This window comes from Rhodococcus sp. NPDC003382, assembly GCF_053589135.1.
The window spans coordinates 70,763-97,195 of the sequence record NZ_JBSFRH010000014.1; the positions used below are offsets into that span (position 1 = coordinate 70,763).

24 protein-coding genes are annotated in these 26,433 nt (G+C 69.5%); 15 read left to right on the top strand and 9 right to left on the bottom strand.

What is annotated here, in order from left to right; genetic code table 11:
* Window position 1 precedes the first annotated feature (1 nt).
* The 3 genes from ACWDUD_RS12195 to ACWDUD_RS12205 are packed head-to-tail and all read left to right on the top strand — an operon-like array spanning window position 2 to window position 2,519.
* Window positions 2-502, top strand: a complete 501-nt coding sequence (locus ACWDUD_RS12195; RefSeq protein ID WP_450109486.1) for a dimethylamine monooxygenase subunit DmmA family protein — start codon at window positions 2-4, stop codon at window positions 500-502.
* Window positions 502-1,497: a PDR/VanB family oxidoreductase gene (locus ACWDUD_RS12200; protein WP_450109487.1), complete on the top strand. Its 996-nt coding sequence runs from the start codon at window positions 502-504 to the stop codon at window positions 1,495-1,497. Before ACWDUD_RS12195 ends, ACWDUD_RS12200 begins: the two co-directional genes overlap by 1 nt.
* A complete protein-coding gene (locus ACWDUD_RS12205) occupies window positions 1,494-2,519 on the top strand; it encodes a heme-dependent oxidative N-demethylase family protein (RefSeq protein ID WP_450109488.1) in 1,026 nt (341 codons plus the stop codon). The genes ACWDUD_RS12200 and ACWDUD_RS12205 overlap by 4 nt, the downstream gene beginning before the upstream one ends.
* Window positions 2,520-2,587: 68 nt before the next feature.
* Here the strand turns inward: ACWDUD_RS12205 and thiD are convergent, their stop codons facing one another.
* The gene (gene thiD, locus ACWDUD_RS12210; protein ID WP_450109489.1) at window positions 2,588-3,379 is read right to left on the bottom strand and encodes a bifunctional hydroxymethylpyrimidine kinase/phosphomethylpyrimidine kinase; all 792 of its coding nucleotides are present in this window, start codon (window positions 3,377-3,379) and stop codon (window positions 2,588-2,590) included.
* Window positions 3,380-3,505: 126 nt separating this feature from the next.
* Here thiD and ACWDUD_RS12215 point away from each other — a divergent pair, with 126 nt between their 5' ends.
* Window positions 3,506-5,497 carry a S9 family peptidase gene (locus ACWDUD_RS12215; RefSeq protein ID WP_450109490.1) on the top strand — a complete coding sequence of 664 codons (1,992 nt, stop codon included), beginning with the start codon at window positions 3,506-3,508 and terminating at the stop codon, window positions 5,495-5,497.
* Between the two features lie 28 nt (window positions 5,498-5,525).
* Here the strand turns inward: ACWDUD_RS12215 and ACWDUD_RS12220 are convergent, their stop codons facing one another.
* Complete coding sequence (locus ACWDUD_RS12220) at window positions 5,526-5,789, bottom strand: hypothetical protein (protein WP_450109491.1); 264 nt, start codon at window positions 5,787-5,789, stop codon at window positions 5,526-5,528.
* A gap of 76 nt (window positions 5,790-5,865) precedes the next feature.
* Entirely contained in the window at window positions 5,866-6,306 is a 441-nt protein-coding gene (locus ACWDUD_RS12225) for a MarR family winged helix-turn-helix transcriptional regulator (protein ID WP_450109492.1), read from the bottom strand.
* A 73-nt stretch (window positions 6,307-6,379) separates the two neighbouring features.
* Here ACWDUD_RS12225 and ACWDUD_RS12230 point away from each other — a divergent pair, with 73 nt between their 5' ends.
* The 10 genes from ACWDUD_RS12230 to proB all read left to right on the top strand — a co-directional run bounded on the left by ACWDUD_RS12230 (window position 6,380) and on the right by proB (window position 19,010).
* Window positions 6,380-6,748, top strand: a complete 369-nt coding sequence (locus tag ACWDUD_RS12230) for a cupin domain-containing protein (RefSeq protein WP_248673546.1) — start codon at window positions 6,380-6,382, stop codon at window positions 6,746-6,748.
* A gap of 71 nt (window positions 6,749-6,819) precedes the next feature.
* Window positions 6,820-9,510 carry a valine--tRNA ligase gene (locus ACWDUD_RS12235; RefSeq protein WP_450109516.1) on the top strand — a complete coding sequence of 897 codons (2,691 nt, stop codon included), beginning with the start codon at window positions 6,820-6,822 and terminating at the stop codon, window positions 9,508-9,510.
* Window positions 9,507-10,928 (top strand): bifunctional tetrahydrofolate synthase/dihydrofolate synthase, encoded by a 1,422-nt coding sequence (gene folC / locus ACWDUD_RS12240; RefSeq protein ID WP_450109493.1) that lies wholly within the window; start codon window positions 9,507-9,509, stop codon window positions 10,926-10,928. Before ACWDUD_RS12235 ends, folC begins: the two co-directional genes overlap by 4 nt.
* A complete protein-coding gene (locus ACWDUD_RS12245) occupies window positions 10,925-11,335 on the top strand; it encodes a DUF4233 domain-containing protein (protein ID WP_450109494.1) in 411 nt (136 codons plus the stop codon). Before folC ends, ACWDUD_RS12245 begins: the two co-directional genes overlap by 4 nt.
* A gap of 18 nt (window positions 11,336-11,353) precedes the next feature.
* Window positions 11,354-11,773, top strand: a complete 420-nt coding sequence (gene ndk / locus ACWDUD_RS12250) for a nucleoside-diphosphate kinase (RefSeq protein WP_420753510.1) — start codon at window positions 11,354-11,356, stop codon at window positions 11,771-11,773.
* A 386-nt stretch (window positions 11,774-12,159) separates the two neighbouring features.
* A complete protein-coding gene (locus ACWDUD_RS12255; protein ID WP_450109495.1) occupies window positions 12,160-15,318 on the top strand; it encodes a translation initiation factor IF-2 N-terminal domain-containing protein in 3,159 nt (1,052 codons plus the stop codon).
* A 313-nt stretch (window positions 15,319-15,631) separates the two neighbouring features.
* Complete coding sequence (rplU, locus tag ACWDUD_RS12260) at window positions 15,632-15,943, top strand: 50S ribosomal protein L21 (RefSeq protein ID WP_197250141.1); 312 nt, start codon at window positions 15,632-15,634, stop codon at window positions 15,941-15,943.
* Between the two features lie 37 nt (window positions 15,944-15,980).
* Entirely contained in the window at window positions 15,981-16,244 is a 264-nt protein-coding gene (gene rpmA, locus ACWDUD_RS12265) for a 50S ribosomal protein L27 (RefSeq protein ID WP_197250142.1), read from the top strand.
* Between the two features lie 172 nt (window positions 16,245-16,416).
* On the top strand, window positions 16,417-17,874 hold the full coding sequence (gene obgE, locus ACWDUD_RS12270) for a GTPase ObgE (RefSeq protein WP_248673544.1): 1,458 nt from the start codon (window positions 16,417-16,419) through the stop codon (window positions 17,872-17,874).
* Between the two features lie 35 nt (window positions 17,875-17,909).
* Window positions 17,910-19,010, top strand: a complete 1,101-nt coding sequence (gene proB, locus ACWDUD_RS12275) for a glutamate 5-kinase (RefSeq protein ID WP_450109496.1) — start codon at window positions 17,910-17,912, stop codon at window positions 19,008-19,010.
* A 1-nt stretch (window position 19,011) separates the two neighbouring features.
* Here the strand turns inward: proB and ACWDUD_RS12280 are convergent, their stop codons facing one another.
* Window positions 19,012-19,839 carry an NAD-dependent protein deacetylase gene (locus ACWDUD_RS12280; RefSeq protein WP_450109497.1) on the bottom strand — a complete coding sequence of 276 codons (828 nt, stop codon included), beginning with the start codon at window positions 19,837-19,839 and terminating at the stop codon, window positions 19,012-19,014.
* Window positions 19,840-19,910: 71 nt separating this feature from the next.
* Here ACWDUD_RS12280 and ligD point away from each other — a divergent pair, with 71 nt between their 5' ends.
* Window positions 19,911-20,873 (top strand): non-homologous end-joining DNA ligase, encoded by a 963-nt coding sequence (ligD, locus tag ACWDUD_RS12285; protein ID WP_450109498.1) that lies wholly within the window; start codon window positions 19,911-19,913, stop codon window positions 20,871-20,873.
* Here ligD and ACWDUD_RS12290 read toward each other — a convergent pair.
* The 5 genes from ACWDUD_RS12290 to ACWDUD_RS12310 all read right to left on the bottom strand — a co-directional run bounded on the left by ACWDUD_RS12290 (window position 20,867) and on the right by ACWDUD_RS12310 (window position 26,408).
* Window positions 20,867-21,802, bottom strand: coding sequence for a D-isomer specific 2-hydroxyacid dehydrogenase family protein (locus ACWDUD_RS12290; protein WP_450109499.1), 936 nt, complete (start codon window positions 21,800-21,802; stop codon window positions 20,867-20,869). The genes ligD and ACWDUD_RS12290 overlap by 7 nt on opposite strands.
* Before the next feature lie 50 nt (window positions 21,803-21,852).
* Window positions 21,853-22,248, bottom strand: coding sequence for an ectoine synthase (locus ACWDUD_RS12295; protein ID WP_197256180.1), 396 nt, complete (start codon window positions 22,246-22,248; stop codon window positions 21,853-21,855).
* A 49-nt stretch (window positions 22,249-22,297) separates the two neighbouring features.
* The gene (gene ectB, locus ACWDUD_RS12300) at window positions 22,298-23,575 is read right to left on the bottom strand and encodes a diaminobutyrate--2-oxoglutarate transaminase (RefSeq protein WP_197256178.1); all 1,278 of its coding nucleotides are present in this window, start codon (window positions 23,573-23,575) and stop codon (window positions 22,298-22,300) included.
* 46 nt (window positions 23,576-23,621) lie between these two features.
* Window positions 23,622-24,164 carry a diaminobutyrate acetyltransferase gene (ectA, locus tag ACWDUD_RS12305; protein ID WP_450109517.1) on the bottom strand — a complete coding sequence of 181 codons (543 nt, stop codon included), beginning with the start codon at window positions 24,162-24,164 and terminating at the stop codon, window positions 23,622-23,624.
* 141 nt (window positions 24,165-24,305) lie between these two features.
* Window positions 24,306-26,408: a RecQ family ATP-dependent DNA helicase gene (locus tag ACWDUD_RS12310; protein ID WP_450109500.1), complete on the bottom strand. Its 2,103-nt coding sequence runs from the start codon at window positions 26,406-26,408 to the stop codon at window positions 24,306-24,308.
* Between the last annotated feature and the right edge of the window lie 25 nt (window positions 26,409-26,433).

Genomic DNA, 26,433 nt, shown 5'->3' on the forward strand with positions numbered 1-26,433 from the left:
CATGGATACCACCAGCGTGCCGAGATGGGAGGAAGAGCGGCGCATCGCAGAGGGCGGACGCTCGGTGACCGTTCTGTCCTTCGGTGACGCCGCACTCGCGCAAGCGCGGAGTCTCGTGTCGTCCTTCGGAGGCCGTCGAGTCGGCTGGTTACGACTGCCGGCCGTGTGGGGTGACACCGCGGCGGAGGTCCTGGAACGTCAACTGAGTGCCGCCCGGGTGGGATGGCGACTGGTTCTCGTCGGGCCGGAGGCTGCAGTGCTGTCGGCGCGAGCGGCGGCCGTGGCCGGAGGACTTCTCGACGCGGAGATCCTCCCCGTTCCGATCGACGTGATGACGCGCAGCGTCTACTGCGCGCACTGTCACGCCACGCATCTCGCGGAGGTCGGGATCGGACAGTGCACGACATGTCCGACCTGTGCATCGGAACTGGTTGTATACCACCATGTTTCGCGCCTGCACGGCGCCTATCTCGGCTACATGATCGATGCGGAGGAACTCTGATGACGCTGATGTCGGATGCCTCGGCAGGGTATGCGCGTGCCGAGACGGACCTGTATCTGTCGGTCACCGACACGATCGAATCGTCTCCCACCGTCCGGCACGTTCGCCTGGCCGATCCGGGAGGTCGGTCGTTGCCGTCCTTCACTCCCGGCAGTCACGTCGTCGTCGCGTGCGGCACGGGACCCGACGGGCGAGCGCGGCGCAATTCCTATTCGCTGACCGGTCCCTCGTTCGAACCCGACCACTACGCGATCTCGGTGCGGCTCGAGGAATCCGGACGCGGCGGGTCGCGGTGGATCCACGACCTGCGGGTCGGCGATCGTGTCTCGATCTCCACCCCGCGTAGCGCTTTCGCTCCGGTCCTCACGGCCCGGCACCACGTGCTCGTCGCGGGTGGCATCGGAGTCACCCCGATCCTGTCCCACGTCCGTGCCGCCGTGCAGTGGGCGCGCTCGTTCGAGGTGCACTACGTTTTCCGCGACGGGGACGGCCCCCACCTCGAAGAACTGCGGAAACTCTGCGGGGACCGATTGCGGACCTACGATTCGAAGGATCGCTTCCGTGCCCACGTGGACTCCGTGCTGCTGGATCAGCCCATCGGGGCGCACATGTACGTCTGCGGCCCGTCCGGTCTCATCGACGACCTCGCAACGCGTGCCCGGGCCGTCGGATGGCCCGACGCGCGGGTCCACTACGAGCACTTCGGTGTCGGCGCGCTCGACCCGGGCGCGCCGTTCACCGCGCACCTGCGCCGCAGTGGTCTCGATGTCGTGGTCGACTCCGGCGTGAGCCTGCTCGAAGCACTCGAATCCGAAGGGATCGCGGTACCCAACCTCTGCCGGCAGGGCGTGTGTGGCGAATGCCGCCTGCCCGCTACCGGTGGTGGGATCGACCATCGCGACCTGTATCTCGGTGAGGCGGAGAAGGAATCGGGGGATTGCCTGATGCCGTGTGTCTCCCGCGCGAGCGGAGAGAGATTGGAGTTGGATCTGTGAGTGCAACAATAGATTTCGCGATCCGTGACAGCGGCACCGATCTTCCGGATCGGATTGCACGTTTCCCGTTTCCGTTCGCCCGCGACACCTACCGCTACAGCACCAACGTCGAACCCGCCGGAAGCGTGGTGGAAACTGCTGCGGGCGGATGGGGCAGGCATCCCGTCGACATCGACGGCTGCTACCTCGACGACCTCGCCGAGCGGGAGCGGATCCTCGCCGCCGATCCCACCCGCTTCCAATCCTTGCCGCACATGGAGATCGCGCAGTGGGACGCGATGATCATGCTCATGCGGATGCTCGCCGACGCCGACCCGCGCACGTTCGCGCTCGACCGTGACGGCGCGATCCTGCGCTGGAGCAACCGGGTGCTCGACGTCGAACAGGCCTTCGTCTTCGGTGAGCGGTCCACGCTTCCCGAGTCTCCGCTGCGCTTCATCGGCAGGCAGATCCAGGAGGACGTCGTGTTGCTCGACCAGCGCGAGGGAGCGCTGTGGGGTGACGCCGGCCTGGTGACCTTCGCGGCCGACTGGTCGCTGCGCTTCGACGTCGGCATGAGTTTTCTCCAGATCCACGGTCCGGTACCGCGTGTCCATGCCGAAGGGGTGATCCCGCGCGCGCAACGGTTCCTCATGGGGCTGCAGCCGGGACAGTGCTACCGGCGCACCAACTGGTCGCTCAGCGTCGACCGCCGCCTCGACCAGTCCACCGAGACCTATCCCGAATGGGGCCGGGACCGGCGACTGCTCGCCGAGGGACCTCTCGAAGACGTGGGGCGGCGGCTGCACCTGCGCGTCGAAGTCCAGCACCTTGTGCGCCTCGGTACATCCGGCGCGATCATGTTCCTCATCCGCACGTACCTGCTGCCGTTCGAGGACATCGCCCGGGTGCCCGAATGGGCCGACCGTCTCTACCGTGTGCTCGACGAACTGCCCGAGGACATGGCCGATTACAAGGGCATCACCCGCACCCGCGAGCCGGGCCTGAAGTGGCTGCGCGAATTCGGAGGTGTGCGCCCCTGACCCTCGTGCGTGGTTTCGGTAGCGGTGACTACCGAAACCACGCACGGGCACGGGCTATCCGGGATGGGCTACGCGCCCTGCCACACGGTGTCGAACGGGGTGTTCGCCGACACCCGGCCTTTGATGCCGCGGGTGACGAGGTCCTTCGCGATCTGGACGGCCTGGGCGACGTCGGTGCCCTTCGCGAGTTCGGCGGTGATCGCCGCGGCCAGGGTGCAGCCGGCGCCGGAGACGCGCTCGTTGCCGATCTTCGGTGCCGTGAGCAGCGTGACGTCGGTGCCGTCGAACAGCACGTCGACCGCGTCGTCGCCGTCGAGCTCGACACCGCCCTTGGCGATGACGTACTGCGGGCCCTGGTCGTGGATGCGCCGCGCGGCCTCGATCAGGTCGTCGACGGACGCGATGCTGTCCATGCCGGAGAGGGTCCGGGCCTCGAAGAGGTTGGGGGTCACGACAGTCGCGTACGGCAGGATCTGGGTGCGCAGCGCGTTGTCGGTGTCGAGGGCGGCGCCGGGTTCCTGACCCTTGCAGATCAGGACCGGGTCGAGCACCACGTGCCGCCAGGACTGCCGGCCCAGCGCCTCGGCGACCACGTCGATCGTCGCGGGCGTGCCGAGCATGCCGATCTTCACGACGTCGAGGTTGTGCGCGGCGGTCGCGGCCTGGATCTGGTCGGCGATGACCTGCGGATCGATCGGCACGAACCGGTGTCCCCAGTTGTTCTCCGGGTCGAACGAGACGATGCACGTCGTGGTGCCGAGGCCGTACACCCCCAGCTGCTGGAAGGTCTTCAGGTCCGCCTGCAGGCCGGCGCCACCGGTCGCTTCCGAACCGGCGATGACGAAGGCGAGGTCGACCACAGCAGTGTTCTCCGTTCGAGGTGGGGATGATCGGCAACCAGATTACAACCGGCCGCCACGCCACTTTCCGCACACCCGCCCCGCAGAGTCCCGGAACTGCACGGTCGCGGCACTACTGTGTGCGCCATGACGGCGTTCGACGACCTCGACGACTACCTTGCCCTTCCCCGCGTCACAACTCTCGCGTTGTCTCCGGACGGCACGCGCGTGGTGATCGCACAGTCCACACTCGACGAGAAGTCCACCGCCTATGTCGGCGCGCTGTGGGAACTCGATCCTCAGGGGCAGAACCCGGCGCGCAGGCTCACCCACGGTGCGAAGGGCGAATCGAACCCGGTCTTCACCGCGTCGAGCGACCTGCTGTTCACCGCCGCGCGCGGTGGCGACGACGATCCGGCGTCGCTGTGGCGGCTGCCCGCCGGCGGGGGAGAAGCGGAGCAGATCGCGCAGCGCGCGGGCGGAATCTCCGCGGTGCGCACGGCAACCCGCGCCGATCGCATCGTCGTGACCGCGAACGTGCTGGGCCACTCCGACAGTGACGACGAGCGCATCCGTTCGGCCCGCAAGGACGCCAAGGTCTCCGCCGTCCTGCACACCGGCTATCCCGTCCGCTACTGGGACGCCGACCTCGGCCCGGACCGCCCGCACCTGCTCTCGGTCGGCACCGAGAAGACCCTCGCCGACCTGACGCCCGGCATCCGTGGCTCGCTGCGCAACGCCGACCTCGACATCGCCGCCGACGGCAGCTTCGCCGTCACCACATGGTCGGTACCCGGCCCGCTCGCATCGCGCCGCAGCACGCTCGTGCGCGTCGATCTCGAAACCGGCCTGCGCACCTCGATCGTCGACGACGAGGACGCCGAGTCCACCGCGCCCCGGATCTCCCCGGACGGCACCCACCTGGCGTACCTGCACCAGACCGTCACCACTCCCGAGGATCCGCCGCGGATCACGTTGCGGGTGTGCGACATTGCCACCAAGGAGACGGTGGACACGACCGTCGGCTGGGACCGCTGGCCCACATCGTCGGCGTGGCTGCCGGACGGCTCGGGTCTGCTGCTCACCGCCGACGACCACGGCCGCGCACCGATTTTCGCGTTCACGCTCGGCACCGACGTGCCCGTCCGGCTCACCACCGACGACGCCGCCTACACCGACGTGAAGGTCGCGCCGGACGGCCGGTTCGCGTATGCGCTGCGCGCGTCCTACGAGGCACCCCCGCATCCCGTGCGGATCGCCCTGACCGGCGACGACCGCGGCACCGTCGTGCCGTTGCGGGCGCCGAGCGAGTTGCCGGAGCTTCCCGGACGGCTCACCGAGGTGCACGCCACCGCCGCCGACGGCACGCCGGTGCGCGCCTGGCTGGCGCTGCCCGCCGGGGCGGCGGCCGCTACGCCGGCGCCGCTGCTGCTGTGGGTGCACGGCGGCCCGCTGAACTCGTGGAACACCTGGTCGTGGCGGTGGAACCCGTGGCTGCTCGTCGCCCGCGGCTACGCGGTGCTGCTGCCCGACCCGGCACTGTCCACCGGATACGGTCGCGCCTTCGTGCAGCGCGGCTGGGGTCGCTGGGGCAAGGAACCGTTCACCGATCTCATGACGATCACCGACGCCGCCGAGGCGTTGCCCGAGATCGACTCCGAACGCACCGGCGCGATGGGCGGATCGTTCGGCGGCTACATGGCGAACTGGATCGCCGGGCACACCGACCGGTTCCGCGCGATCGTCACCCACGCGAGTCTGTGGGCGCTCGACCAGTTCGCGCCCACGACCGACGCCGCCTGGTACTGGCAGCGCGAGATGACCCCCGAGATGGCGGTGGAGAACTCACCGCACCTGTACGTCGACAGCATCGTCACCCCGATGCTGGTGATCCACGGCGACAAGGACTATCGCGTTCCCATCGGGGAGGCCCTGCGTCTGTGGTACGAACTGCTGTCCGAATCCGGCCTGCCCGCCGACGACGACGGCACGACCGTGCATCGCTTCCTCTACTTCCCGAGCGAGAACCACTGGGTGCTCAGCCCGCAGCACACCGCGATCTGGTACCGGACGGTCGAGGCGTTCCTGTCCGAGCACGTGCTGGGCCGGCCGATCGACCTGCCGGAACTGCTGGGCTGAGATCGACCGGCTCGGCGGGGTCGAGCGATCAGTGCTTGTGGCCGGCCTTCTTCGCCAGTGAGCCGAGCGTCTCCTGGACGTGGGGCACGGTGTCCTTCACGACCTTCGACACCTGGGGGACGGTGTCCTTGACGACCTTGGACGCCTCGTGCACCTTGTCCTGGACCGCGGGTTTGTGCCACAGGTCCGCGGACTGACCCACCAGCTTGTCGTAGGTGCCTCTGCCCGACTTCGAGCCGAGGACGTATCCGGCTGCGGCCGCGCCCGCCGCCAGCATCAGTGCTCGCATCATCGTGGTCTCCCGTTCGTGTCGACCGGTTGCGGGCTCACGGAGTACCCGATCGGGGGCGGATTCACACGCGGCGCGGTCACCACGCGGGACGCAGTCGTCCCGGCGTGACCACGGTCCGCAGTGCGGTGCCGAGCGCCGCGTAGGTCGCGGGATCGAGCCGGTCCCGCCACTGCTCGACCGCCTCGCGCGCCGCGTCGTCCGCCGCACGCGTGCAGGCCCACCCTCGGTCGGTCAGACGCAGCAGCCGTGCTCGCGCATCGGTGGGGTCCGCTTCCCGCGTGACGTAGCCGCGGTCGACGAGCTGGTCGACGAGCTGTCCGGCGGCCTGCTTCGTGACGCCGAGGTGCTCGGCGAGGTCGGACGCGGTGGCGTCGCCGGAGCTGATCCGGGCGAAGGCGAATCCGTGCGACGGCCGGACGTCGGTGAACCCGCGTGCGGCGACGCCCTCCTGGATGGCGTCGACCAGGTGGCTCGCGGCCCGCAGGACGAGTACCGGGAGATCCGGGAAGTCGGTCATGGACTCATCTTGACAGAAAGGTCAAGAAGCTTGACCATATAGACAAGTAACTTGACTATATGAGGGGGAGAAGATGTCGGTCCTCGGAGCTGCGGACGCCGTCCGGTTCGACGCGCACGGCAGCACGTTCGCGTCCTACGTGGCGTCCCGGAACAGCACACAGCTGTGCGCGTGGAAGCTGACGGTGCCGGCGGGAACGCGCGGCGTCGCCCACCGCCCGAGCCGCGACGAGGTGCTCCTCGTCCTCGACGGAACGCTGCACGTCACCATCGACGGCTCCCGCAACCGCGTCGAACAGGGGAACGTCGCACTGGTGCGCGCCGGTGCCGAGATGATCGTCGACGGCGGACCACGGGAAACCACCGTCTGGGTCACGACCACCCCGGGGCTGACCGCGACCCTGAACGACGGCACGCAACTCACCCCGCCCTGGGCGCAGTGATCGCGACCGGGCGCGGGCCGTCCGGGCGACGGGGCATGTCCAGGCGATTTGTGCGCGGCGCTTAGGATTGCCTGGTGACCAGTGCGCCAGAGAACCCGCAGAATCCCGCCGACGCCCTCCCCAAGAGCTGGGACCCCAGCGCTGTCGAGGCCGAGCTGTACCAGGGCTGGGTAGATGCCGGGTACTTCCAGGCCGACCCGACGAGCGAGAAGCCCGGCTACTCCATCGTGCTGCCGCCGCCGAACGTCACCGGCAGCCTGCATATGGGCCACGCCCTCGACCACACCCTGATGGACGCGCTCACACGCCGCAAGCGCATGCAGGGCTTCGAGACGTTGTGGCTGCCCGGCATGGACCACGCCGGCATCGCCACCCAGACCGTCGTCGAGAAGCAGCTCGCCGCGGACGGGAAGACGAAGGAAGACTTCGGCCGCGAGCAGTTCGTCGAGAAGGTGTGGGACTGGAAGCGCGAGTCCGGCGGCACCATCCAGGGCCAGATGCGCCGCATCGGCGACGGCGTCGACTGGTCCCGCGACCGCTTCACCATGGACGAGGGCCTGTCCCGCGCTGTGCAGACCATCTTCAAGCGCATGTACGACGACGGCCTCATCTACCGCGCCGAGCGCCTGGTGAACTGGTCGCCGGTGCTGCAGACCGCCATCTCCGACATCGAGGTCAAGTTCGAGGAGGTCGAGGGTGAGCTCGTCTCCCTGCGCTACGGCTCCCTGAACGACGACGAACCGCACGTGGTGGTCGCGACCACCCGTGTCGAGACGATGCTCGGCGACACTGCCGTCGCGGTGCATCCCGACGACGAGCGGTACAAGCACCTCGTCGGTACCACCATCTACCACCCGATCACCGAACGGCAGATCCCGGTCATCGCCGACGATTACGTCGACCCGACGTTCGGCACCGGTGCCGTGAAGATCACCCCGGCGCACGACCCCAACGACTTCGAGATGGGTCTGCGGCACAACCTGCCGATGCCCACCATCATGGACAAGGCCGGCAAGATCGCCGACAGCGGAACGCGTTTCGACGGCATGGACCGTTTCGAAGCCCGCGTGAAGATTCGCGAAGCCCTCGCCGAGCAGGGTCGTGTCGTCGCCGAGAAGCGCCCCTATCTGCACAGCGTCGGCCACTCCGAGCGTTCCGGCGAGACCATCGAGCCGCGCCTGTCGATGCAGTGGTGGGTCAAGGTCGAGGCGCTCGCCAAGGCTGCCGGCGATGCAGTTCGTAACGGCGACATGGTGATTCATCCCGCCAGCCAGGAACCGCGGTGGTTCGCGTGGGTCGACCACATGCACGACTGGTGCATCTCCCGCCAGCTGTGGTGGGGTCACCGCATCCCGATCTGGTACGGCCCCGAGGGTCAGATCGAGTGCTTCGGACCGGACGAGACCGCCCCCGAAGGCTGGGAGCAGGACCCCGACGTCCTCGACACCTGGTTCTCCTCGGGTCTGTGGCCGTTCTCCACGATGGGCTGGCCCGAGAAGACCCCTGAACTCGAAAAGTTCTACCCCACAAGCGTTCTCGTCACCGGATACGACATCCTGTTCTTCTGGGTCGCCCGGATGATGATGTTCGGCACCTACGTCGCCGGTGACGACGCGCTGGGCGGCGGCAAGGTTCCGTTCAAGGACCTGTTCCTGCACGGCCTCGTCCGCGACCAGTTCGGCAAGAAGATGTCGAAGTCGCGCGGCAACGGCATCGACCCGCTCGACTGGGTCGAGCGCTTCGGCGCCGACGCGCTGCGCTTCACGCTCGCGCGCGGCGCGAACCCGGGCAGCGACCTCGCCGTCGGTGAAGACCACGCCCAGTCCTCGCGCAACTTCGCCAACAAGCTGTTCAACGCCACCAAGTTCGCGCTGATGAACGGTGCCGTCGTGACCGAGCTGCCCGCCCGCGGCGAGCTCACCGACGCCGACCGCTGGATCCTCGACCGGCTCGAGCAGGTCCGCGTCGAGGTCGACGAGGCCTTCGAGAAGTTCGAGTTCTCCAAGGCCTGCGAGGCGCTGTACCACTTCGCGTGGGACGAGGTCTGCGACTGGTACCTCGAGCTCGCCAAGGTGCAGCTCGCCGACAGTTCCTCGATTGACGGCACCGCCGTCGTCGGCGACCGTGCCGCGCACACCCGGGCCGTGCTCGGCGCCGTGCTGGATTCGCTGCTGCGCCTGCTGCACCCGGTGATCCCGTTCGTCACCGAAACCCTGTGGAAGGTGCTCACCGGGGGTGAGTCGCTGGTCATCGCGTCCTGGCCGACCGCGACCGGGGTGGCCACCGACGCCGACGCGGCCCGCCGGATCGAGGACATGCAGAAGCTCGTCACCGAGGTGCGCCGCTTCCGCAGCGACCAGGGACTCAAGCCGTCGCAGAAGGTCGCTGCGCGCCTGAACGAGATCGACGCCGCCGACCTCGCCTCGCAGGTCCCGGCGGTGCGCTCGCTGGCGCGCCTCACCGAGCCCGAGGACGGTTTCGCCGCGACCGCGTCCGTCGAGGTGCGCCTGTCCCGCGCGACCGTGACGGTCGAGCTGGACACCTCCGGCACCATCGACGTCGCCGCCGAGATCGCGCGCCTGCGCAAGGATCTCGCGGTCGCCGAGAAGGAACTGGCCGGCACGTCCGCGAAACTCGGCAACGAGGCGTTCCTGGCGAAGGCCCCGGCGCAGGTCGTCGAAAAGATCACCGCGCGCAAGCAGATCGCCGAAGAGGAGATCGCCCGTTTCACCGCGCGACTGGCGGAGCTGGGTCAGGCGTGAGCACCGAACGACCCGGGGAACCGTCCCCGGTGGATCTCGCGGAACTGGCGCTGGTCGAGGCCGAACTCGACCAGCGCTGGCCCGAGACGAAGATCGAGCCGTCGCTGACCCGGATCGCGGCGCTCATGGACCTGCTCGGATCCCCGCAGCACAACTATCCGGTCATCCACGTCGCCGGCACCAACGGCAAGACGTCGGTGACCCGGATGATCGACGCCCTGCTGACCCGCCTGCACCGGCGTACCGGCCGCACGACCAGCCCGCACCTGCAGCTCGCGACCGAGCGGATCAGTATCGACGGGGTGCCCGTCTCGCCGCGCACCTACGTCGACACCTACCGCGACATCGAGCCGTACGTGCGGATGATCGACCAGCAGTCCGAGGCCGCGGGCGGTCCCCGGATGAGCAAGTTCGAGGTCACCACCGCGATGGCGTTCGCCGCGTTCGCCGACGCTCCCGTGGACGTCGCGGTCGTCGAGGTCGGCCTGGGCGGCCGGTGGGACGCCACCAACGTCGTCGAGAGCCAGGTCGCGGTGATCACGCCGGTCGGCATCGACCACACCGGTTACCTCGGCGAGACCCTCACGGAGATCGCGGGGGAGAAGGCCGGGATCATCAAGCGGGCCCGCCCCGACGACCTGGTGTCGCGGGAAACGGTCGCGATCATCGCGCAGCAGGAACCCGAGGTGATGGAGGTGCTGCTGCGTCAGGCGGTCGAGGCCGACGCCGCCGTCGCGCGGCAGGGTTCGGAGTTCGCCGTGCTGCAGCGGCAGATCGCCGTCGGCGGCCAGCAGCTCGAGCTGCAGGGTCTCGGCGGCGTGTACAGCGACATCTTCCTGCCGCTGCACGGCGAGCACCAGGCGTTCAACGCGTCGCTGGCGCTCGCCGCGGTCGAGGCGTTCTTCGGGGCCGGACCGGACCGGCAGCTCGACGCCGACGCGGTGCGCGAGGCGTTCGCCTCGGTGGTGAACCCCGGCCGGCTCGAGCGCGTCCGCAGTGCGCCGACGGTGTTCCTCGACGCCGCCCACAACCCGCACGGCGCGAAGGCGCTCGCGGCCGCGCTGGCCGCCGAGTTCGACTTCCGCAAGCTGGTCGGCGTGGTCTCGGTGATGGCCGACAAGGACGTCCGCGGTCTGCTCGAGGCCCTCGAGCCTGTGTTCGACGAGATCGTGGTCACCCACAACGGTTCGCCGCGTGCCATGGACGTCGACGACCTGGCCGACCTCGCCGTCGCCCTGTTCGGTGACGAGCGGGTGGTGACGGCTGCGACACTGCCCGACGCGATCGAAACGGCGATCGCGATCGCCGAGGAGGTCGCCGAGCCCGGTGAGGCAGTATCGGGAGCGGGCGTCGTGGTGACCGGCTCCGTCGTCACTGCCGGTGCCGCCCGCAGTCTGTTCGGAAAGGACCCCGCGTGAGCAACGAAAACCCGGCCGGGAAGGATCCTGAGATCCGGCCTCCGGCGAAGGACCCGTGGAAGGGTTTCCGCGGCGTCATGGCCGGGACACTGGTGCTCGAGGCGATCGTCGTGCTGCTCGTGCTGCCGGTCGTCGCCGCCGTCGGCGGGGGTCTGGACGCGTTCTCCGGCACCTACATCATCGTGCTGGCGGTTCTGATGTTCCTCGGCGCAGGGGTGCAGGGCCGCTCGTGGGCGATCCCGTTCAACCTGGGCCTGCAGGTGCTGACCCTCCTCGGCTTCTTCGTCGACCCGGCGCTCGGCGCCGTGGGCGTGCTGTTCTCGGTGGTCTGGGCGTACCTGCTCTACCTGCGCAAAGACATCAAGGAGCGGGAGGCGCGGGGTCTGCTCCCAGGCCAGCGCGAGTGAACCTCTACGCTGTTCGGCGTGACTGAACGGACTCTGGTACTGATCAAGCCCGACGGCGTCGCACGCCGTCATGTCGGAGAAATCCTCTCGCGCATCGAGCGCAAGGGCCTCAACATCGTGGCGCTCGAGCTGCGTACCGCGACCGAGGAGGTCGCCGCGGCCCACTACGCCGAACACGAGGGCAAGCCCTTCTACCCGGGTCTGATCGAGTTCATCACCGGTGGCCCGCTGGTTGCGGCGGTGCTCGAAGGCCCCCGCGCGATCGCGGCGTTCCGGCAGCTCGCCGGCGGCACCGACCCGGTCGAGAAGGCCGTTCCCGGTTCGATCCGCGGTGACCTGGGCCTCGACGCCGGGGAGAACCTCGTGCACGGCTCCGATTCGGTCGAATCGGCCGAGCGTGAGATCGCACTCTGGTTCCCGGAGCTCGCGAACGCCTAGTCGTTCGCCGAAGCGGACAACAGTCGACGGCGCCCTTCGGGGCGCCGTTGGCGTATCCGGGCATTCCTGTGTGGGATACTGGGGAAGGTTGCTCCATACGAACGAGTGCGGAGCGACCGACGACATCACGGAACGATGCCCGACATCGCTGTGGCCGAGAAACGCAGGAGACACCTCGCTCGGCGGCATGCTGGATGTTCCGGCGCTCGATTCGCGATCAAGCCAGGCACCGCTCGGCCGTGCAGTGAAAACGGGCACCGGACGACCGCGCGATGCGAGACCGGAGACCTCGCGCCAGAGGGCGCGAGCACACAGACTGCGCCCCCGCGTGGCCGCGTCACATCGCCGACGGTGATGGACGCGCCCGGGGGTCTTAGGAGACCTACGTGGCAGATCAAGTGCCGCCGAACGACAATTCCACCGAAGCCGCAGCGGAGCTGCCCGCGAAGATTCGCGTGCACGCCCTCGCCAAGCTGCTCGGACTGACCAGCAAAGAGGTCATCGCCAAGGCCGCGGAGTTCGGCCACGAGCTGCGCAGTGCGCACTCGACGCTCCACCGTGACGCCGCGGAGCAGATACGCGACGCGCTGGTCGCGCCCGCCCCGGCGACGGACGAGACCGCTCCCGCTGCGGAGGCCGAGGCTGCCCCGGTAGCCGAGCCCGAGGCTGCGCCGGAACCCCAGGCGGAGGCTGCGCCGGCAGTCGAGGCCGAGGCCGCGCCGGAACCCGAGGCCGCGCCGGAACCCGAGACCGCGCCGGAACCCGAGACCGAAACGCACCTCGCCGGTCCCGGTTCCCTGTTCACCGCTCCCGTGCAGGACACCCCGCTGTTCGAGGTTCCGCAGCCCGCGCCGACCGTCGAGCCGATCGTGGAAGCACCGCTGTTCCTGCAGCCGGACCTGACGGCTCCGGTCGAGAGCACCCCGCGCCGCCGTCGCACCCGTCGCGGTGCCGAGACCCCGGCCGAGCCGGTCGTCGAGGCGGAGGAGAGCGCAGAGACCGCTGTCGAGGAAGAGCCCGCCGAGACCACCGCCGAGGCCGAAGAGGAACATCCCCGTCGTCGCCGGCGTGGGCGTCGTGGCCGCGGTCGTGGCCGCGGTGACAGCGCCGAGGGCGGAGAGACCACCGAGGAATCCAAGGCCGCCGAGGAGACGGAGGCCGCCGAGGTCTCCGAGACCGGGGAAACCCGCGGCGGGACCGAAGCGGAGACAGGTGCCGAGGTCACCGAGACCCCGGCCGCCGAGGCCGCGGAGGAAGCCGCCGAATCCGAAGAGGGCGTCTCGGAGGAAGAGCAGGGCGAGGGCACGTCCCGTCGTCGCCGCCGCCGTCGCCGCCGCAAGGGCAGCGAGGCCGCGGACACCACCGTCGAGGACGACTCCGTCCCCACCGTCATCCACGAGCGCGAACCGCGCAGCAAGTCCCGTGCGGTCAAGGACGAGGTCCAGGGCATCACCGGGTCGACCCGCCTGGAAGCGAAGCGGCAGCGTCGCCGCGACGGCCGCGAGGCCGGCCGCCGCCGCCCGCCGATCCTCACCGAGTCCGAGTTCCTCGCCCGCCGCGAATCCGTCGACCGCGTCATGGTCGTGCGGGAGCGGACCGACGGTGCGCACGCCGGCATGACCCAGGTCGCGGTGCTCGAGGACGGCATCCTCGTCGAGCACTTCGTGACCAGCGCCAACTCGGCATCCATGGTGGGCAACGTCTACCTGGGCCGCGTGCAGAACGTGCTGCCCTCGATGGAGGCCGCGTTCATCGACATCGGCCGCGGCCGCAACGGCGTGCTGTACGCGGGTGAGGTCAACTGGGAGGCCGCCGGCCTCGGTGGCAACTCCCGCAAGATCGAGCAGGCGCTCAAGCCCGGCGATCAGGTCGTCGTGCAGGTCAGCAAGGACCCGGTCGGGCACAAGGGTGCTCGTCTGACCACGCAGATCAGCCTCGCGGGCCGCTTCCTGGTGTACGTGCCGGGCGGATCGTCGACCGGTATCAGCCGCAAGCTGCCCGACACCGAACGCAAGCGTCTCAAGGAGATCCTGCGGGAGATCGTCCCGGCCGACGCCGGCGTCATCATCCGCACCGCCGCCGAGGGCGTCAGCGAGGAGGAACTCGCGCGGGACGTGACCCGGTTGCAGACGCAGTGGGCCGCCATCCAGGAGCAGGCCGAGAAGGCCAAGTCCGAGGCGTCCGGCCAGCCCAAGACGCTGTACGAGGAGCCGGACCTGCTCGTCAAGGTCGTCCGCGATCTGTTCAACGAGGACTTCTCCAAGCTGGTCATCGAGGGCGACAAGTCCTGGCGCACCGTCGAGAACTACATCCGCACCGTGGCGTCGGACCTGCTGCCGCGCGTGGAGCAGTACGACAACCCGGGAAGCGTCGACGTCTTCGCCGCCCACCGCATCGACGAACAGCTCGCCAAGGCGCTCGACCGCAAGGTGTGGCTGCCGTCCGGTGGCACGCTCGTCATCGACCGCACCGAAGCCATGACGGTCGTCGACGTCAACACCGGCAAGTTCACCGGTGCCGGCGGCAATCTCGAGGAAACGGTCACCCGCAACAACCTCGAAGCGGCCGAGGAGATCGTGCGGCAGATGCGGCTGCGCGACATCGGCGGCATGATCGTCGTCGACTTCATCGACATGGTGCTCGAATCGAACCGTGACCTGGTGTTGCGTCGCCTCACCGAAGCGCTCGGACGCGACCGCACCCGTCACCAGGTCTCCGAGGTGACGTCGCTGGGCCTGGTCCAGATGACGCGCAAGCGGCTCGGCACCGGTCTGGTCGAGGCGTTCTCGACCACCTGTGAGCACTGCCACGGTCGCGGCATCATCGTCCACTCCGACCCGATCGAGTCGAAGCCGGCCGAGGATTCCGGGCGCTCGAAGAGCGAGGGCGGATCGCGCCGCAAGCGCGGCCGTGATCGCGCGGCGAGCCAGGAACCGCAGCAGCCTGTGGAACCCGCGGCACACCACCATGTGACCCCGGAAGAGGCAGCGGCGCGCCGGGCCCACCCCGTCGCGCTGGCGATGGCCGCCCACCACGCGACCGAAACCAACGGCGAGCAGGTTGCCGAAGCGGCCGAGCACGCTCCGGAACCGGTCGCAGCCGAGGTCGCACCGACCGAGGCCGTGACGACCACCGAGGCTGTCGCCGAGCCGGTCGCGGCCGCCGCCGACGTGGCGACCGCCGCCGCGCCGGCCGAGGAGACAGCCGAGGAGGCCGAGGTCGCCGAGGCCGTGGCGCCTGCGCCCGAGCCGGAAGCCCAGGCGGCTGAAACACAGGCAGCGGAAGCACAGGAGCCGGTGGCGCCGCGTCGTCGCCGGGCCCGCCGGGTCTCCCGTGCCGCCGCTGCACCGGCCGGCGACAGCGAAGGCGCCGGCACCGTGTTCGTCATCCCGACGCCCACGGTCGTCGAGGAGCCCGTGGCGGCACCGGCTCCGGCCGTCGCCGCCGGAGACGGCGAACCGGCGGCCGTGGCCGTGGAACGCCGGCCTCGCCGCCGGCGCGCCGCCGGCCGGCCCGCGGGCCCGCCGGTCGACGCCGAAGCGTAGGAATCCGAGGCGTAGGAAACCGTCACCGGCCCGTTGTGTGCGGGTCGGTGACGGCGGCTGCCGGGGCGCCGGGCGTTGTCCGACACGGCCCGGGCGTCGTTCGACACAGTCGGGTGTCGCCGGTTTGACCCTGGCAGTCACCTTCCCGTAATCTTGCACAGTCGCTACTCGCGATAGAGCCGTGCTGCGCCTGGATTCCGGGAAATCCGAGAAATCGGGCAAGCTTGCGGGCTCCGAGTCAGCAACCACACAGACCAGTCGCGCTGCACACCGTGGCGCGAGCACGTTCGAACTAGCAAGGGGTAGCCGTCCGATGGCAACGTACGCGATCGTCAAGACCGGCGGTAAGCAGTACAAGGTCGCTGAGGGCGACCTCGTCAAGGTCGAGAAGATCGAGGGTGAGCCCGGCACGGCTGTCTCGCTTGCTCCGGTCCTCGTCGTCGACGGGTCCGAGCTGACCACCGACGCCGACAAGCTGGCCAAGGTCTCGGTCACCGGTGAGATCGTCGAGCACACCAAGGGCCCGAAGATCCGCATCCACAAGTTCAAGAACAAGACCGGTTACCACAAGCGCCAGGGCCACCGTCAGAAGCTGACGGTCGTCAAGGTCACCGGCATCAAGTAACTCGAGACTTCCAGCTTCAACCCCAGGAGGGTTCGTCATGGCACACAAGAAGGGTGCATCCAGCTCCCGTAACGGTCGCGATTCGAACGCGCAGCGACTCGGCGTCAAGCGTTTCGGCGGCCAGGCCGTCAACGCCGGCGAGATCCTCGTGCGTCAGCGCGGCACCCACTTCCACCCCGGCGTGAACGTGGGACGCGGCGGCGACGACACGCTGTTCGCCCTTGCTGCCGGCTCGGTCGAGTTCGGCACCAAGCGCGGTCGCAAGACCGTCAACATCGTTCCGGTCGCGGCAGACGCCTGATCTGCCGTCCGATTCGGACGCTGCGAGGGTGTCCCTCGCGACATACTCCCAGTAGGGGCGGACCAGGGTCGCATACCCGGTCCGCCCCTACTGTTTTCGTTTACACCCCTGATTTTCGTATACACCCCGATGCCGGATGTCATCGGTTCTTCGGACGGAGAGAGGTCCACCCATGTCCCGCTTCATCGACCGGGTGGTGCTGCACGTCAGCGCCGGCAAGGGCGGCAACGGTTGCGCCTCCGTCCATCGCGAGAAGTTCAAGCCGCTCGGCGGCCCCGACGGCGGTAACGGGGGCAACGGCGGCGACGTGATCCTCGAAGTGGACGGCAACGTGCACACGCTGCTCGACTTCCACTTCCACCAGCACGCCAAGGCCACCAACGGCGCGCAGGGCGCGGGCAGCAACCGCGACGGCGCGAACGGCGCCGACCTGGTGCTCAAGGTGCCCGACGGCACCGTCGTCCTCGACTCCGACGGAAAGGTGCTCGCCGACCTCATCGGCGTCGGCAACCGGTTCGTCGCGGCGAAGGGCGGCCGCGGTGGTCTCGGCAACGCCGCGCTCGCCTCCAAGGCCCGCAAGGCACCCGGCTTCGCGCTGCTCGGCGAGGAAGGCGAGGAACGCGACCTCGTCCTCGAACTCAAGTCCGTCGCCGACGTGGGCCTGCTCGGTTTCCCGTCCGCGGGCAAGTCGTCGCTGGTGTCGGTGCTGTCCGCGGCGAAGCCGAAGATCGCCGACTACCCGTTCACCACGCTGGTCCCGAATCTCGGTGTCGTGCAGTCGGGCGACACGACCTTCACCGTCGCCGACGTGCCGGGCCTGATCCCGGGCGCGAGCGAAGGCCGCGGCCTGGGCCTGGACTTCCTGCGGCACATCGAACGCTGCGCGGTGCTCGCCCACGTCGTCGACTGCGCGACCCTCGAGCCGGGCCGCGACCCGATCTCCGACATCGACGCACTCGAAGCCGAACTCGCCGCCTACCAGCCGGCGCTGTCGGGGGACAGCAGCCTCGGCGACCTCGCCGACCGGCCGCGGATCGTCATTCTCAACAAGGCCGACGTGCCCGACGCCGCCGAACTCGCCGAGTTCGTCACCCCGGAACTCGAGGCCCGCGGCTGGCCGGTGTTCACCATCTCGGCGGTCAGCCGTGAAGGTCTGCGGCCGCTGACGTTCGCGCTGGCCCGGATGGTCGAGGAGTACCGGGCCGCGCATCCGCCGGCGGCACCGAAGCGTCCGGTCATCCGGCCGGTGGCCCGCGACGAATCCGGCTTCAGCGTCATCGCCGACCCGGAGACCCCCGGCGGTTTCATCGTCCGCGGAACCCGGCCGGAACGTTGGGTGCGGCAGACCGCGTTCGACAACGACGAGGCCGTCGGCTACCTCGCCGACCGGCTCGCGCGGCTCGGCGTCGAGGAAGAACTCGTCAAGCAGGGCGCCGAACCGGGCTGCTACGTCACCATCGGCGACGTCAGCTTCGAATGGGAGCCGCAGACCCAGGCCGGTGTCGACATCGTGCCCACCGGACGCGGCACCGACGCGCGGCTCGACCAGGTCGACCGCGTCAGCGCATCCGAGCGCCGTCACGCGAAGAAGGTCCGTCGCGGTCTCGCCACCGACGACGACGAATTCTAGATCGGCGCCCACCCGAAAGGCAGGCCAGAACCACCGTGAGCGACACCCGCGAGGTCATCGCTTCCGCACGCCGCGTAGTCGTGAAGATCGGCTCGTCGGCCATCACCAGCGTGGTCGGCGGCCTCGACCGTGACCGCCTGGACCGGCTCGTCGACGCGATCGAGGCCCGCATGCAGGCGGGATCGGATGTCACGGTCGTGTCCTCCGGGGCGGTCGGCGCCGGTCTCGCGCCACTCGGGCTGACCAGCCGGCCTCGCGACCTGGCCACCAAGCAGGCCGCCGCCAGCGTCGGCCAGCTCGCGCTCGCCCACGCGTGGGGCACGTCCTTCGCCCGCTACGGCCGCACCGTCGGTCAGGTGCTGCTCACCGCGGACGACATCGGCCGCCGGACCCAGCACCGCAACGCACAGCGCACCCTGGACCGGCTGCGGGCGCTGCACGCCGTTCCGGTCGTCAACGAGAACGACACGGTCGCGACCACGGAACTGCGGTTCGGCGACAACGACCGGCTCGCCGCGCTCGTCTCGCACCTCGTCGGGGCCGACGCGCTGATCCTGCTGTCGGATGTGGACGGTCTCTACGACGGTGATCCCCGCAAGGGCAGCGCCACGCTGATCCCCGAGGTCACCAGCCCCGAGGACCTCGACGGGGTCGTCGCCGGATCCGGCGGCGCACTCGGCACCGGCGGGATGGCGTCGAAACTGTCCGCGGCGCGCCTGGCCGCCGACTCGGGGGTGCCGGTGCTGCTCACCGCCGCCTCGCAGGCCGATCGGGCGCTCAAGACCGCGGACGTCGGCACCGCCTTCGCGGCCCGCCCGGACCGCATGTCCGCCCGCAGGTTCTGGGTGCGGCACGCCGCCGACGTCCACGGTGAGCTGCACCTCGACGCCGGGGCGGTCCGCGCTGTCGTCGAGCGGCGGCGTTCGCTGCTGGCCGCCGGCGTCACCGGCATCAGCGGAACGTTCCACGCCGGGGACGTCGTCGGGCTGGTCGGGCCGGACGGGCGGACGGTGGCGCGCGGCGTCGTCGCCTACGACGCGAGCGAACTGGACTTCATGATCGGCTTCTCGACGCAGAACCTGCCGCCGGATCTGCAGCGGCCCGTCGTGCACGCCGACGACCTCGCCCGCCTCTAGGTCAGGAAGCCGCCTGCAGCGGAGCCGCGGCCAGGGCGGCGAGGGTTTCCGAGCAGCCCGCCTCGACCCGCACATCCGCGAAGCGATCGCCGCGGGTGCGGCCGCGATTGACGATCGCGACCGGCTTACCGTCCGCGGCGGCCCTCCGCACGAACCGCAGCCCGGACTGCACCGTCAGCGAACTGCCCGCCACGAGCAGCGCGTCGGCCTCGTCGACGAACGCGTACGCCCGCTCGACGCGGTCGCGGGGGACGAACTCCCCGAAGTACACGATGTCGGGTTTGAGCATCCCGCCGCACCGCACACAGTCGACGATCCGGAAGTCGTCGGTGTTCTCGACCACCGCATCCGCATCCGGCGCCACCTCCGAACCCGTTGTCGCGTGGACGTGCTCGAGGAATCCGGGATTGGCGGCGGTCAGCAGTTCGGAGAGCGTGAACCGCGAGATGCGATGGTCGCAGGCGAGGCAGCGCACCTGCGCGTAGGTGCCGTGCAGGTCCACCACGCGGCGGCTGCCGGCCTTGGTGTGCAGCAGGTCCACGTTCTGGGTGATCACCCCGAGCACCGTGCCGCGACGCTCCAGTGCGGCGAGTGCGCGATGCCCGTCGTTGGGGCGGGCGGCGTCCATGTGACGCCAGCCGATGTGATTTCGCGCCCAGTAGCGGCGGCGGAACACCGGATCGCCGACGAACTGCTGGAAGGTCATCGGGTTGCGCGGGGGAGAGGTCGGGCTCCGGTAGTCCGGGATGCCGGAATCGGTGCTGAGTCCGGCGCCGGTCAGAACCGCGACCCGACGCCCGGCCAGCAGCGAGTGCAGTTCGTCGATCACGTCGTCCACGGTAGCGCGCCCGATCCGCGCGTTCCGTCCCGCGCGGCGCCGGCAGTGAACACAATGGACCGATGGCACCGACAGGCAAGTCGTCCGACGCCGTCGAGCTGGTCGTCGGCGACCGGACCGTGCGCCTGACGCATCCGGACCGGGTGTACTTCCCGAAGACGGGCGCGACGAAACTGGACCTGGCGCAGTACTACATGGCGGTCGGCGACGGCATCGTGCGGGCGCTGCGGGAACGGCCGTGCATGCTGCACCGCTTCCCGGACGGGCTCGACGGGGACAAGGTGCACCAGAAGCGCCTGCCGCGCGGCGCCCCGGACTGGGTGCAGACCGTGCAGGTCCACTTCCCGCGCTACGACCGCTACGCCGACGAACTGTGCGTCACCGATCTCGCGGACGTGGTGTGGGCCGTGCAGATGTCGACGGTCGAGTTCCACCCGTGGAACTCGCGGCGCGCGGACGTCGAACGTCCCGACGAGTGGCGCATCGATCTGGATCCGATGCCGCAGTGCGATTTCGATACCGTGCGGCGCGTCGCGGGTGTCGTGCACGAGGTGCTCGACGAACTGGGCGCGACCGGGTGGCCGAAGACGTCGGGTGGTCAGGGTCTGCACGTGTACGTGCGGATCGAACCGCGGTGGGAGTTCGGTGATGTGCGCCGGGCCGCACTCGCGTTCGCGCGGGAGATCGAGCGGCGGGCTCCGAAGGACGTCACCACCACCTGGTGGCGCAAGGACCGGGATCCGACGAAGCTGTTCGTCGACTACAACCAGAACGCGCGCGACCACACGATTGCCGCGGCGTACTCGGTGCGCGGGGTCCCGGAAGCGACCGTGTCGACGCCGGTGCGGTGGGACGAGATCGACGACGTCGACCCCCGGGACCTCACGATGCGGACGGTGCCGGACCGGTTCGCGGAACTGGGCGATCTGCACGCCGGGATCGACGACGCGGTGTTCGCGCTCGATCCGCTGTTCGAGTGGGCGGACCGGGACGAGGCGTCCGGTCTCGAAGAGCCGGATCAGTAGCCCGCGCTGGTGTCGATGACTGCGATGAGTTCGGCGCCGGAGGCGAAGCGGGTGACGTTCTCGACGACGTGTTCGACGAAGGCGGGCACCCGTAGCGCGGGCGGGTTCGAATCGTGCGGGGTGATGATCGCGTTCGGCAGCGACCACAGGGGATGGCCGTCGGGGAGGGGTTCGGGATCGGTGACGTCGAGACCGGCACCGGCGATCGTTCCGGTGGAGAGGGCGTCGACGAGCGCGTCGGTGTCGACGAGCGATCCGCGGGCGACGTTGACGACCCACGCCGTCGGCTTCATCGCCGCGAACTGACGGGCACCGACCAGCCGCACGGTCTTCGCGGTCGCGGGGGCGGCGATCACGAAATGGTCTGCAGCGGGCCAGAGTTCGTCGATCCGTTCGACCGGGAGAGTCTCGGTGGCGCCGGGGACCGGACGGCCGCTGCGGGTCACCGCGAGCGAATGTGCGCCGATGCCGGCCAGCATCGGGATCAGCGCCCGGCCGATACCGCCGGCGCCGACGATGCCGACGGTCGCGCCGCGCAGTGTGCCGAGAAGCGGGTAGAACTCCGTCGGCGTCCACGACGACGCGGCCAGGTGGGCGGGCAGTGCCCGCACTCCGGCGAGGAGCAGCGCCAGGGCGTGCTCGGCGACCGTGGCGGCGAAGGCTCCGGCCGCGGAGGTCCAGGTCGGCTGCGGATGCGCCTTCACGGTGCCGCCCTCGAGCCACTGCTCGACCCCTGCGGCGGGCAACTGCACCCAGCGCACCGACTGGGGTAGCGACGCCGGGAACTCGGCGGGTCCACCGGTCCACACCAGCGCGTCGGGTTGCTCGTCGAGCCGGCACGGCACGCCGCCGCCGCGCACGATCGCCTCCTCGAACGACACGTCCGGGGCGGGACCGACAGCGATGCGGGGCGGACGCGTGAAGGTCATGGTTCCGACTCTATTCGCGCGCCCGCCCCGGGTCATCCCTCGTGCTGTGCTCAGACGACCTCGACGAGCGGGTAGACCCCGTTCTCGTCGTGGACTTCACGTCCGGTCACCGGCGGATTGAACACGCACAGCATCCGCATCCGGGTGTCCGGTTCGACGCGATGCCGCTCGTGGCCGTTCAGCAGGTACATCGTGCCCGGCGCCAGCGGGTACACGGTGCCGGTCTCGAGGTCGGTGAGGGTGCCGGTGCCCTCGACGAGCCACACCGCCTCGACGTGGTTCGCGTAGTGGAACTCGTTGACGGTCCCGGCCTGGATGGTGGTCTCGTGGAAGGAGAATCCGACGCGGTCGCCGCCGAGCACGATGCGCTTGCTGCGCCAGTTCCCGTTCTCGGCCTCGACGTCGCGATCGGTGCCGGTGATTTCGTCGGTGGTGCGTACGATCATGAAAAATCCTCTGCTGTAAAGACTTTCGCTTCAGGGTTGCGGCTGTGGATCAGGCGCAGACCTTCGCGGTGGCCTCGGCGATGATGTTGAGCCCGTACTCGAGCTCGTCGTCGGTGACGGTCAGCGGCGGCAGCAGCTTGACGACCTCGTCGGACGGTCCCGCGGTCTCCGCGAGCAGACCCTCCTCGAACGCGAACGCGCACACCTTCTGCGCGTCGCTCGGATCGTCGAACACCAGACCCTGGACGAGACCGCGACCGCGGGTCGATACGCCGTCGAACATCGTCGCCAGGTTCATGAACGTCTGGCGGATCCGTTCCCCCTTCCGCAGGGTGTCGCGTTCGAGGCGATCGTCGGACCAGTAGTGGTCGAGGGCGGCCCGCGCGGTCACGAACGCGGGGTTGTTGCCGCGGAACGTGCCGTTGTGCTCGCCCGGGCCCCACACGTCCAGTTCGCGCTTGAACAGGGTCAGCGCCAAGGGAAGTCCGTAACCGCCGATCGACTTCGACAGGGTCACGATGTCCGGCGTGATGCCCGCGGCCTCGAAGGAGAAGAACGGTCCGGTGCGGCCGCAGCCCATCTGCACGTCGTCGACGATGAGCAGGATGCCGCGCTCGGTGCACAGATCGGCCAGCGCGCGCAGCCACTCGGGGCGCGCGACGTTCACGCCGCCCTCGCCCTGCACGGTTTCCACGATCACCGCGGCCGGCCGGTTCAGGCCGCTGCCCGAATCGTCGAGGACGCGCGAGAACCAGTGGAAGTCCTCGGTGGCGCCGTCGAAGTAGCCGTCGAACGGCATCGGGGTCGCGTGCACGAGCGGCACACCGGCGCCCGCGCGCTTCATCGAATTTCCGGTCACCGACAGCGAGCCCAGCGTCATACCGTGAAAAGCGTTGGTGAAGTTGACGATCGACTCGCGGCCGGTCACCTTGCGGGCCAGTTTCAGCGCTGCCTCGACGGTGTTGGTTCCGGTCGGGCCGGGGAACTGCACCTTGTAATCAAGTCCGCGCGGATCGAGGATCGTGCGTTCGAACGATTCGAGCAGTTCCCGCTTGGCCACGGTGTGCATGTCCAGGCTGTGGGTGATGCCGTCGTTCATGATGTAGTCCACGAGCGCGGTCTTGAGCACCGGGTTGTTGTGCCCGTAGTTCAGGGCGCCGGCGCCGGCGAAGAAGTCGAGGTAGTCCTTGCCGTTCTCGTCCCGCAGCCACGAGCCCGATGCGGTTTCGAAAACCGTGGGCCAGGAGCGACTGTAGCTGCGTACCTCGGATTCGAGATTCTCGAAAATGTCGGTCCGAGAAATTTCACGCTGTTCCAGGATGGTCATTTCTGCGTGCTCCTCCTGTTTTGAATTGTGATCGGGACCGAAAATTTCAGTCGCCGATTGTGTAGAGATCTTCGGGCAGGTGGGAATCGGGGAAATCGTCCGCTGCGAACAGATCGGTGCGCGTGATATAGGTGCCGCGCTGCTGGGCGACGGCCGTGAACAACGCAATGGAGGCCGAGTTGTCCGGACTGATGGTGGTCTCCAGGCGGGTCACACCGCAGTGGCGGAGCCGGTCCAGGAGTGTGTGCAGCATCCGGGCCGCCACGCCGCGTCCCCGCTGATCTTCGTCGACGGCGACCTGCCACACGAACAACGTGCCGGGCGCCTCCGGGCGGCGGTAGCCTGTGACGAACCCGACCGGCCGGTCGAACTCGTCGGTCGCGACGATCGAGGTCGCGGCGTAGTCACGGCACCACAGCACATAGGCATACGAGGAATTGACATCGAGCACCCGGGAATCGCGAGCGATTTCCCAGATCCGAATTCCGTCTGCGATGCGAGGTGTCCTGAACTGCAATTCGGCCGGCGTTCGCAAGCTCGGTTCGGCCGGTGCGAGGGTCGGGGTACTTCTCTCCGTAACGGGCGTCATAAGTAATGGCAACGTAACAACCACGTGTGCCGAAATCACGCGCGTCGCGGAAATCGATCTTCGGAACCCCCGGTTACACGCAGGTAAGAGCACTCGAGTGAGATGGGCCACATCGTGTAGCGATCGGTGCGGCCCCGCCGATTACTTCGGGCTCGCCAGCGCGAACGGGAGCACCGCTTCGGCGCCCGCCGCGCGCAGCGTCCGCGCCGCCATCGTCAGCGTCCACCCCGTGTCGGTGACGGCGTCGACCAGCAGCACCGGACCGTCGACATCCGTGAGGTCCGGCGGGATCCACGCATCGACGAGCGCGGCGATGCGATAGGCGGAGTTCGCCGCCGTCACCGGCGGCCGCCCCGGACGGGACCGCAACGTGCCCAGATCCCGCAGGCGGCCGATCCGGGCCAGACCCGCGGCCAGCGAGCCGACGAGCAGCGGATGCGCCTCCGACTCCACGGCCATCACCGCGACCGGGCGCTGTGCCCAGTCCCACGCGGCGAGCACCGAGATCGCGGCCCGCATGAGCTCGTCCGGGGCGGGGGCGTCCGGACCGTCCAGCAGTGCGCGCAGTCGTGGACCCCACCCCAGGTCGGACAACCGGCCCAGCACCCGCCCGGGTTCGGGTCCGTCGGTGATCCGCCCGGACAGCGACACCCCCAGCTTCGCCATGCCCGTCGGCCACTGCTTGCGCGGCGCGAGATCGACACCCGGCCGGTCCAGGCGCGCCACCGTCTGCGCCACACCGGCTTCGTCCACGTCGGTGCTCCAGCGCGGGCCGCAGCAGTTGTCGCACCGGCCGCAGCCCTCGGCGGAGGTCGTGAGCTCCGGGTCGTCGAGCTGCCGGCGCAGGAACAGCATCCGGCACTCGGTGGTGCGTTCGTATTCGAGCATCGCGGCCTGCTCGGCGGCCCGCGCCTCCTCGAGCCGGGCGTAGCGCGGCGCGTCGTAGTGCCACGGCTGCCCGGTCGCGACCCAGCCGCCCTTGACGCGGCGCACCGCACCGTCGACGTCGAGCACCTTGAGCACCATCTCGAGCCGCGACCGGTTCAGATCCACCAGCGGCTCGATCGCCGGCGTCGACTGCGGACGGTCGGTGTCGAGCACCTCCACGACCCGGCGCACCAGCGCCTCGTCGGGGAACGCGACCGACGCGAACCACTTCCAGATCTGCTGATCCTCGCGACCCGGCAGGAGAACGACCTCGGCACGGTCGGTGGAGCGGCCCGCGCGGCCGACCTGCTGGTAGTAGGAGATGGGGGAGGACGGTGCCCCGAGATGCACCACGAACCCCAGGTCCGGTTTGTCGAAGCCCATGCCCAGCGCCGACGTCGCCACCAGCGCCTTGACGCGGTTGTTCAGCAGATCCGCCTCGAGTTGCTCGCGTTCGGCGGTGTCGGTCTGCCCGGTGTACGCGGCGACGGCGTAACCCCGCTCGGCGAGCAACGCCGCCAGATCCTGCGCCGCCGACACGGTCAGCGCGTAGACGATGCCGGAGCCGGGCAGCTCACCCAGATGCTCGGCCAGCCACGCCGCGCGGCGTGCGGGCTCGTCGATCCGGACGACCGACAGGTGCAGCGACGGGCGGTCCAGGCCGCCGCGCAGCACCAGCGTTTCCGCGGTGCCCTCGCCGACGCCGAGTTGGGCGGCCACGTCGGCCACGACGCGGTCGTTCGCGGTCGCGGTCGTGGCCAGCACGGGGATGCCCTCGCCGAGTTCGGCGACGAGCGTGCGGATCCGTCGGTAGTCCGGGCGGAAGTCGTGCCCCCAGTCGGACACGCAGTGCGCCTCGTCGACGACGACGAGACCGGCATCGCGGGCCAGGGCGGGCAACACCTGATCGCGAAAGTCGGGATTGTTCAACCGTTCCGGGCTGACCAGCAGGACGTCGATCTCACCGGACGCGATGCGCTCGTGGATCTCGTCCCACTCGGTGACGTTGCCGGAGTTGATCGTCGCCGCCCGCACCCCGGCGCGTTCGGCGGACTCGACCTGGTTGCGCATGAGCGCCAGCAGCGGCGAGACGATCACCGTCGGACCGTGCCCGTGGGCGCGCAGCAGTTTGGCGGAAATGAAGTACACCGCGGACTTTCCCCACCCGGTGCGCTGCACCACGAGCGCGCGGCGCCGTTGCACCACCAACGCCTCGATCGCCGTCCACTGGTCCTCGCGCAGGCGCGCGTGCGGGCCGGCCAGTTCGCGCAGGAGTCGTTCGGCCTCGTCACGCAGATTCGTCGTCGCGATACTCATGCGGACCATCGTGCCGGAACGGGGT

What these genes read in the sequence shown, in the direction of transcription:
- ACWDUD_RS12195 (WP_450109486.1), top strand. Translation starts at nt 2, where the DNA reads ATGGATACCACCAGCGTGCCGAGATGGGAGGAAGAGCGGCGCATCGCA.
- ACWDUD_RS12200 (WP_450109487.1), top strand. Translation starts at nt 502, where the DNA reads ATGACGCTGATGTCGGATGCCTCGGCAGGGTATGCGCGTGCCGAGACG.
- ACWDUD_RS12215 (WP_450109490.1), top strand. Translation starts at nt 3,506, where the DNA reads ATGACGGCGTTCGACGACCTCGACGACTACCTTGCCCTTCCCCGCGTC.
- ACWDUD_RS12220 (WP_450109491.1), bottom strand. Translation starts at nt 5,789, where the DNA reads ATGATGCGAGCACTGATGCTGGCGGCGGGCGCGGCCGCAGCCGGATAC.
- ACWDUD_RS12225 (WP_450109492.1), bottom strand. Translation starts at nt 6,306, where the DNA reads ATGACCGACTTCCCGGATCTCCCGGTACTCGTCCTGCGGGCCGCGAGC.
- ACWDUD_RS12230 (WP_248673546.1), top strand. Translation starts at nt 6,380, where the DNA reads ATGTCGGTCCTCGGAGCTGCGGACGCCGTCCGGTTCGACGCGCACGGC.
- rplU (WP_197250141.1), top strand. Translation starts at nt 15,632, where the DNA reads ATGGCAACGTACGCGATCGTCAAGACCGGCGGTAAGCAGTACAAGGTC.
- rpmA (WP_197250142.1), top strand. Translation starts at nt 15,981, where the DNA reads ATGGCACACAAGAAGGGTGCATCCAGCTCCCGTAACGGTCGCGATTCG.
- obgE (WP_248673544.1), top strand. Translation starts at nt 16,417, where the DNA reads ATGTCCCGCTTCATCGACCGGGTGGTGCTGCACGTCAGCGCCGGCAAG.
- ligD (WP_450109498.1), top strand. Translation starts at nt 19,911, where the DNA reads ATGGCACCGACAGGCAAGTCGTCCGACGCCGTCGAGCTGGTCGTCGGC.
- ACWDUD_RS12290 (WP_450109499.1), bottom strand. Translation starts at nt 21,802, where the DNA reads ATGACCTTCACGCGTCCGCCCCGCATCGCTGTCGGTCCCGCCCCGGAC.
- ACWDUD_RS12295 (WP_197256180.1), bottom strand. Translation starts at nt 22,248, where the DNA reads ATGATCGTACGCACCACCGACGAAATCACCGGCACCGATCGCGACGTC.
- ectB (WP_197256178.1), bottom strand. Translation starts at nt 23,575, where the DNA reads ATGACCATCCTGGAACAGCGTGAAATTTCTCGGACCGACATTTTCGAG.
- ectA (WP_450109517.1), bottom strand. Translation starts at nt 24,164, where the DNA reads ATGACGCCCGTTACGGAGAGAAGTACCCCGACCCTCGCACCGGCCGAA.
- ACWDUD_RS12310 (WP_450109500.1), bottom strand. Translation starts at nt 26,408, where the DNA reads ATGAGTATCGCGACGACGAATCTGCGTGACGAGGCCGAACGACTCCTG.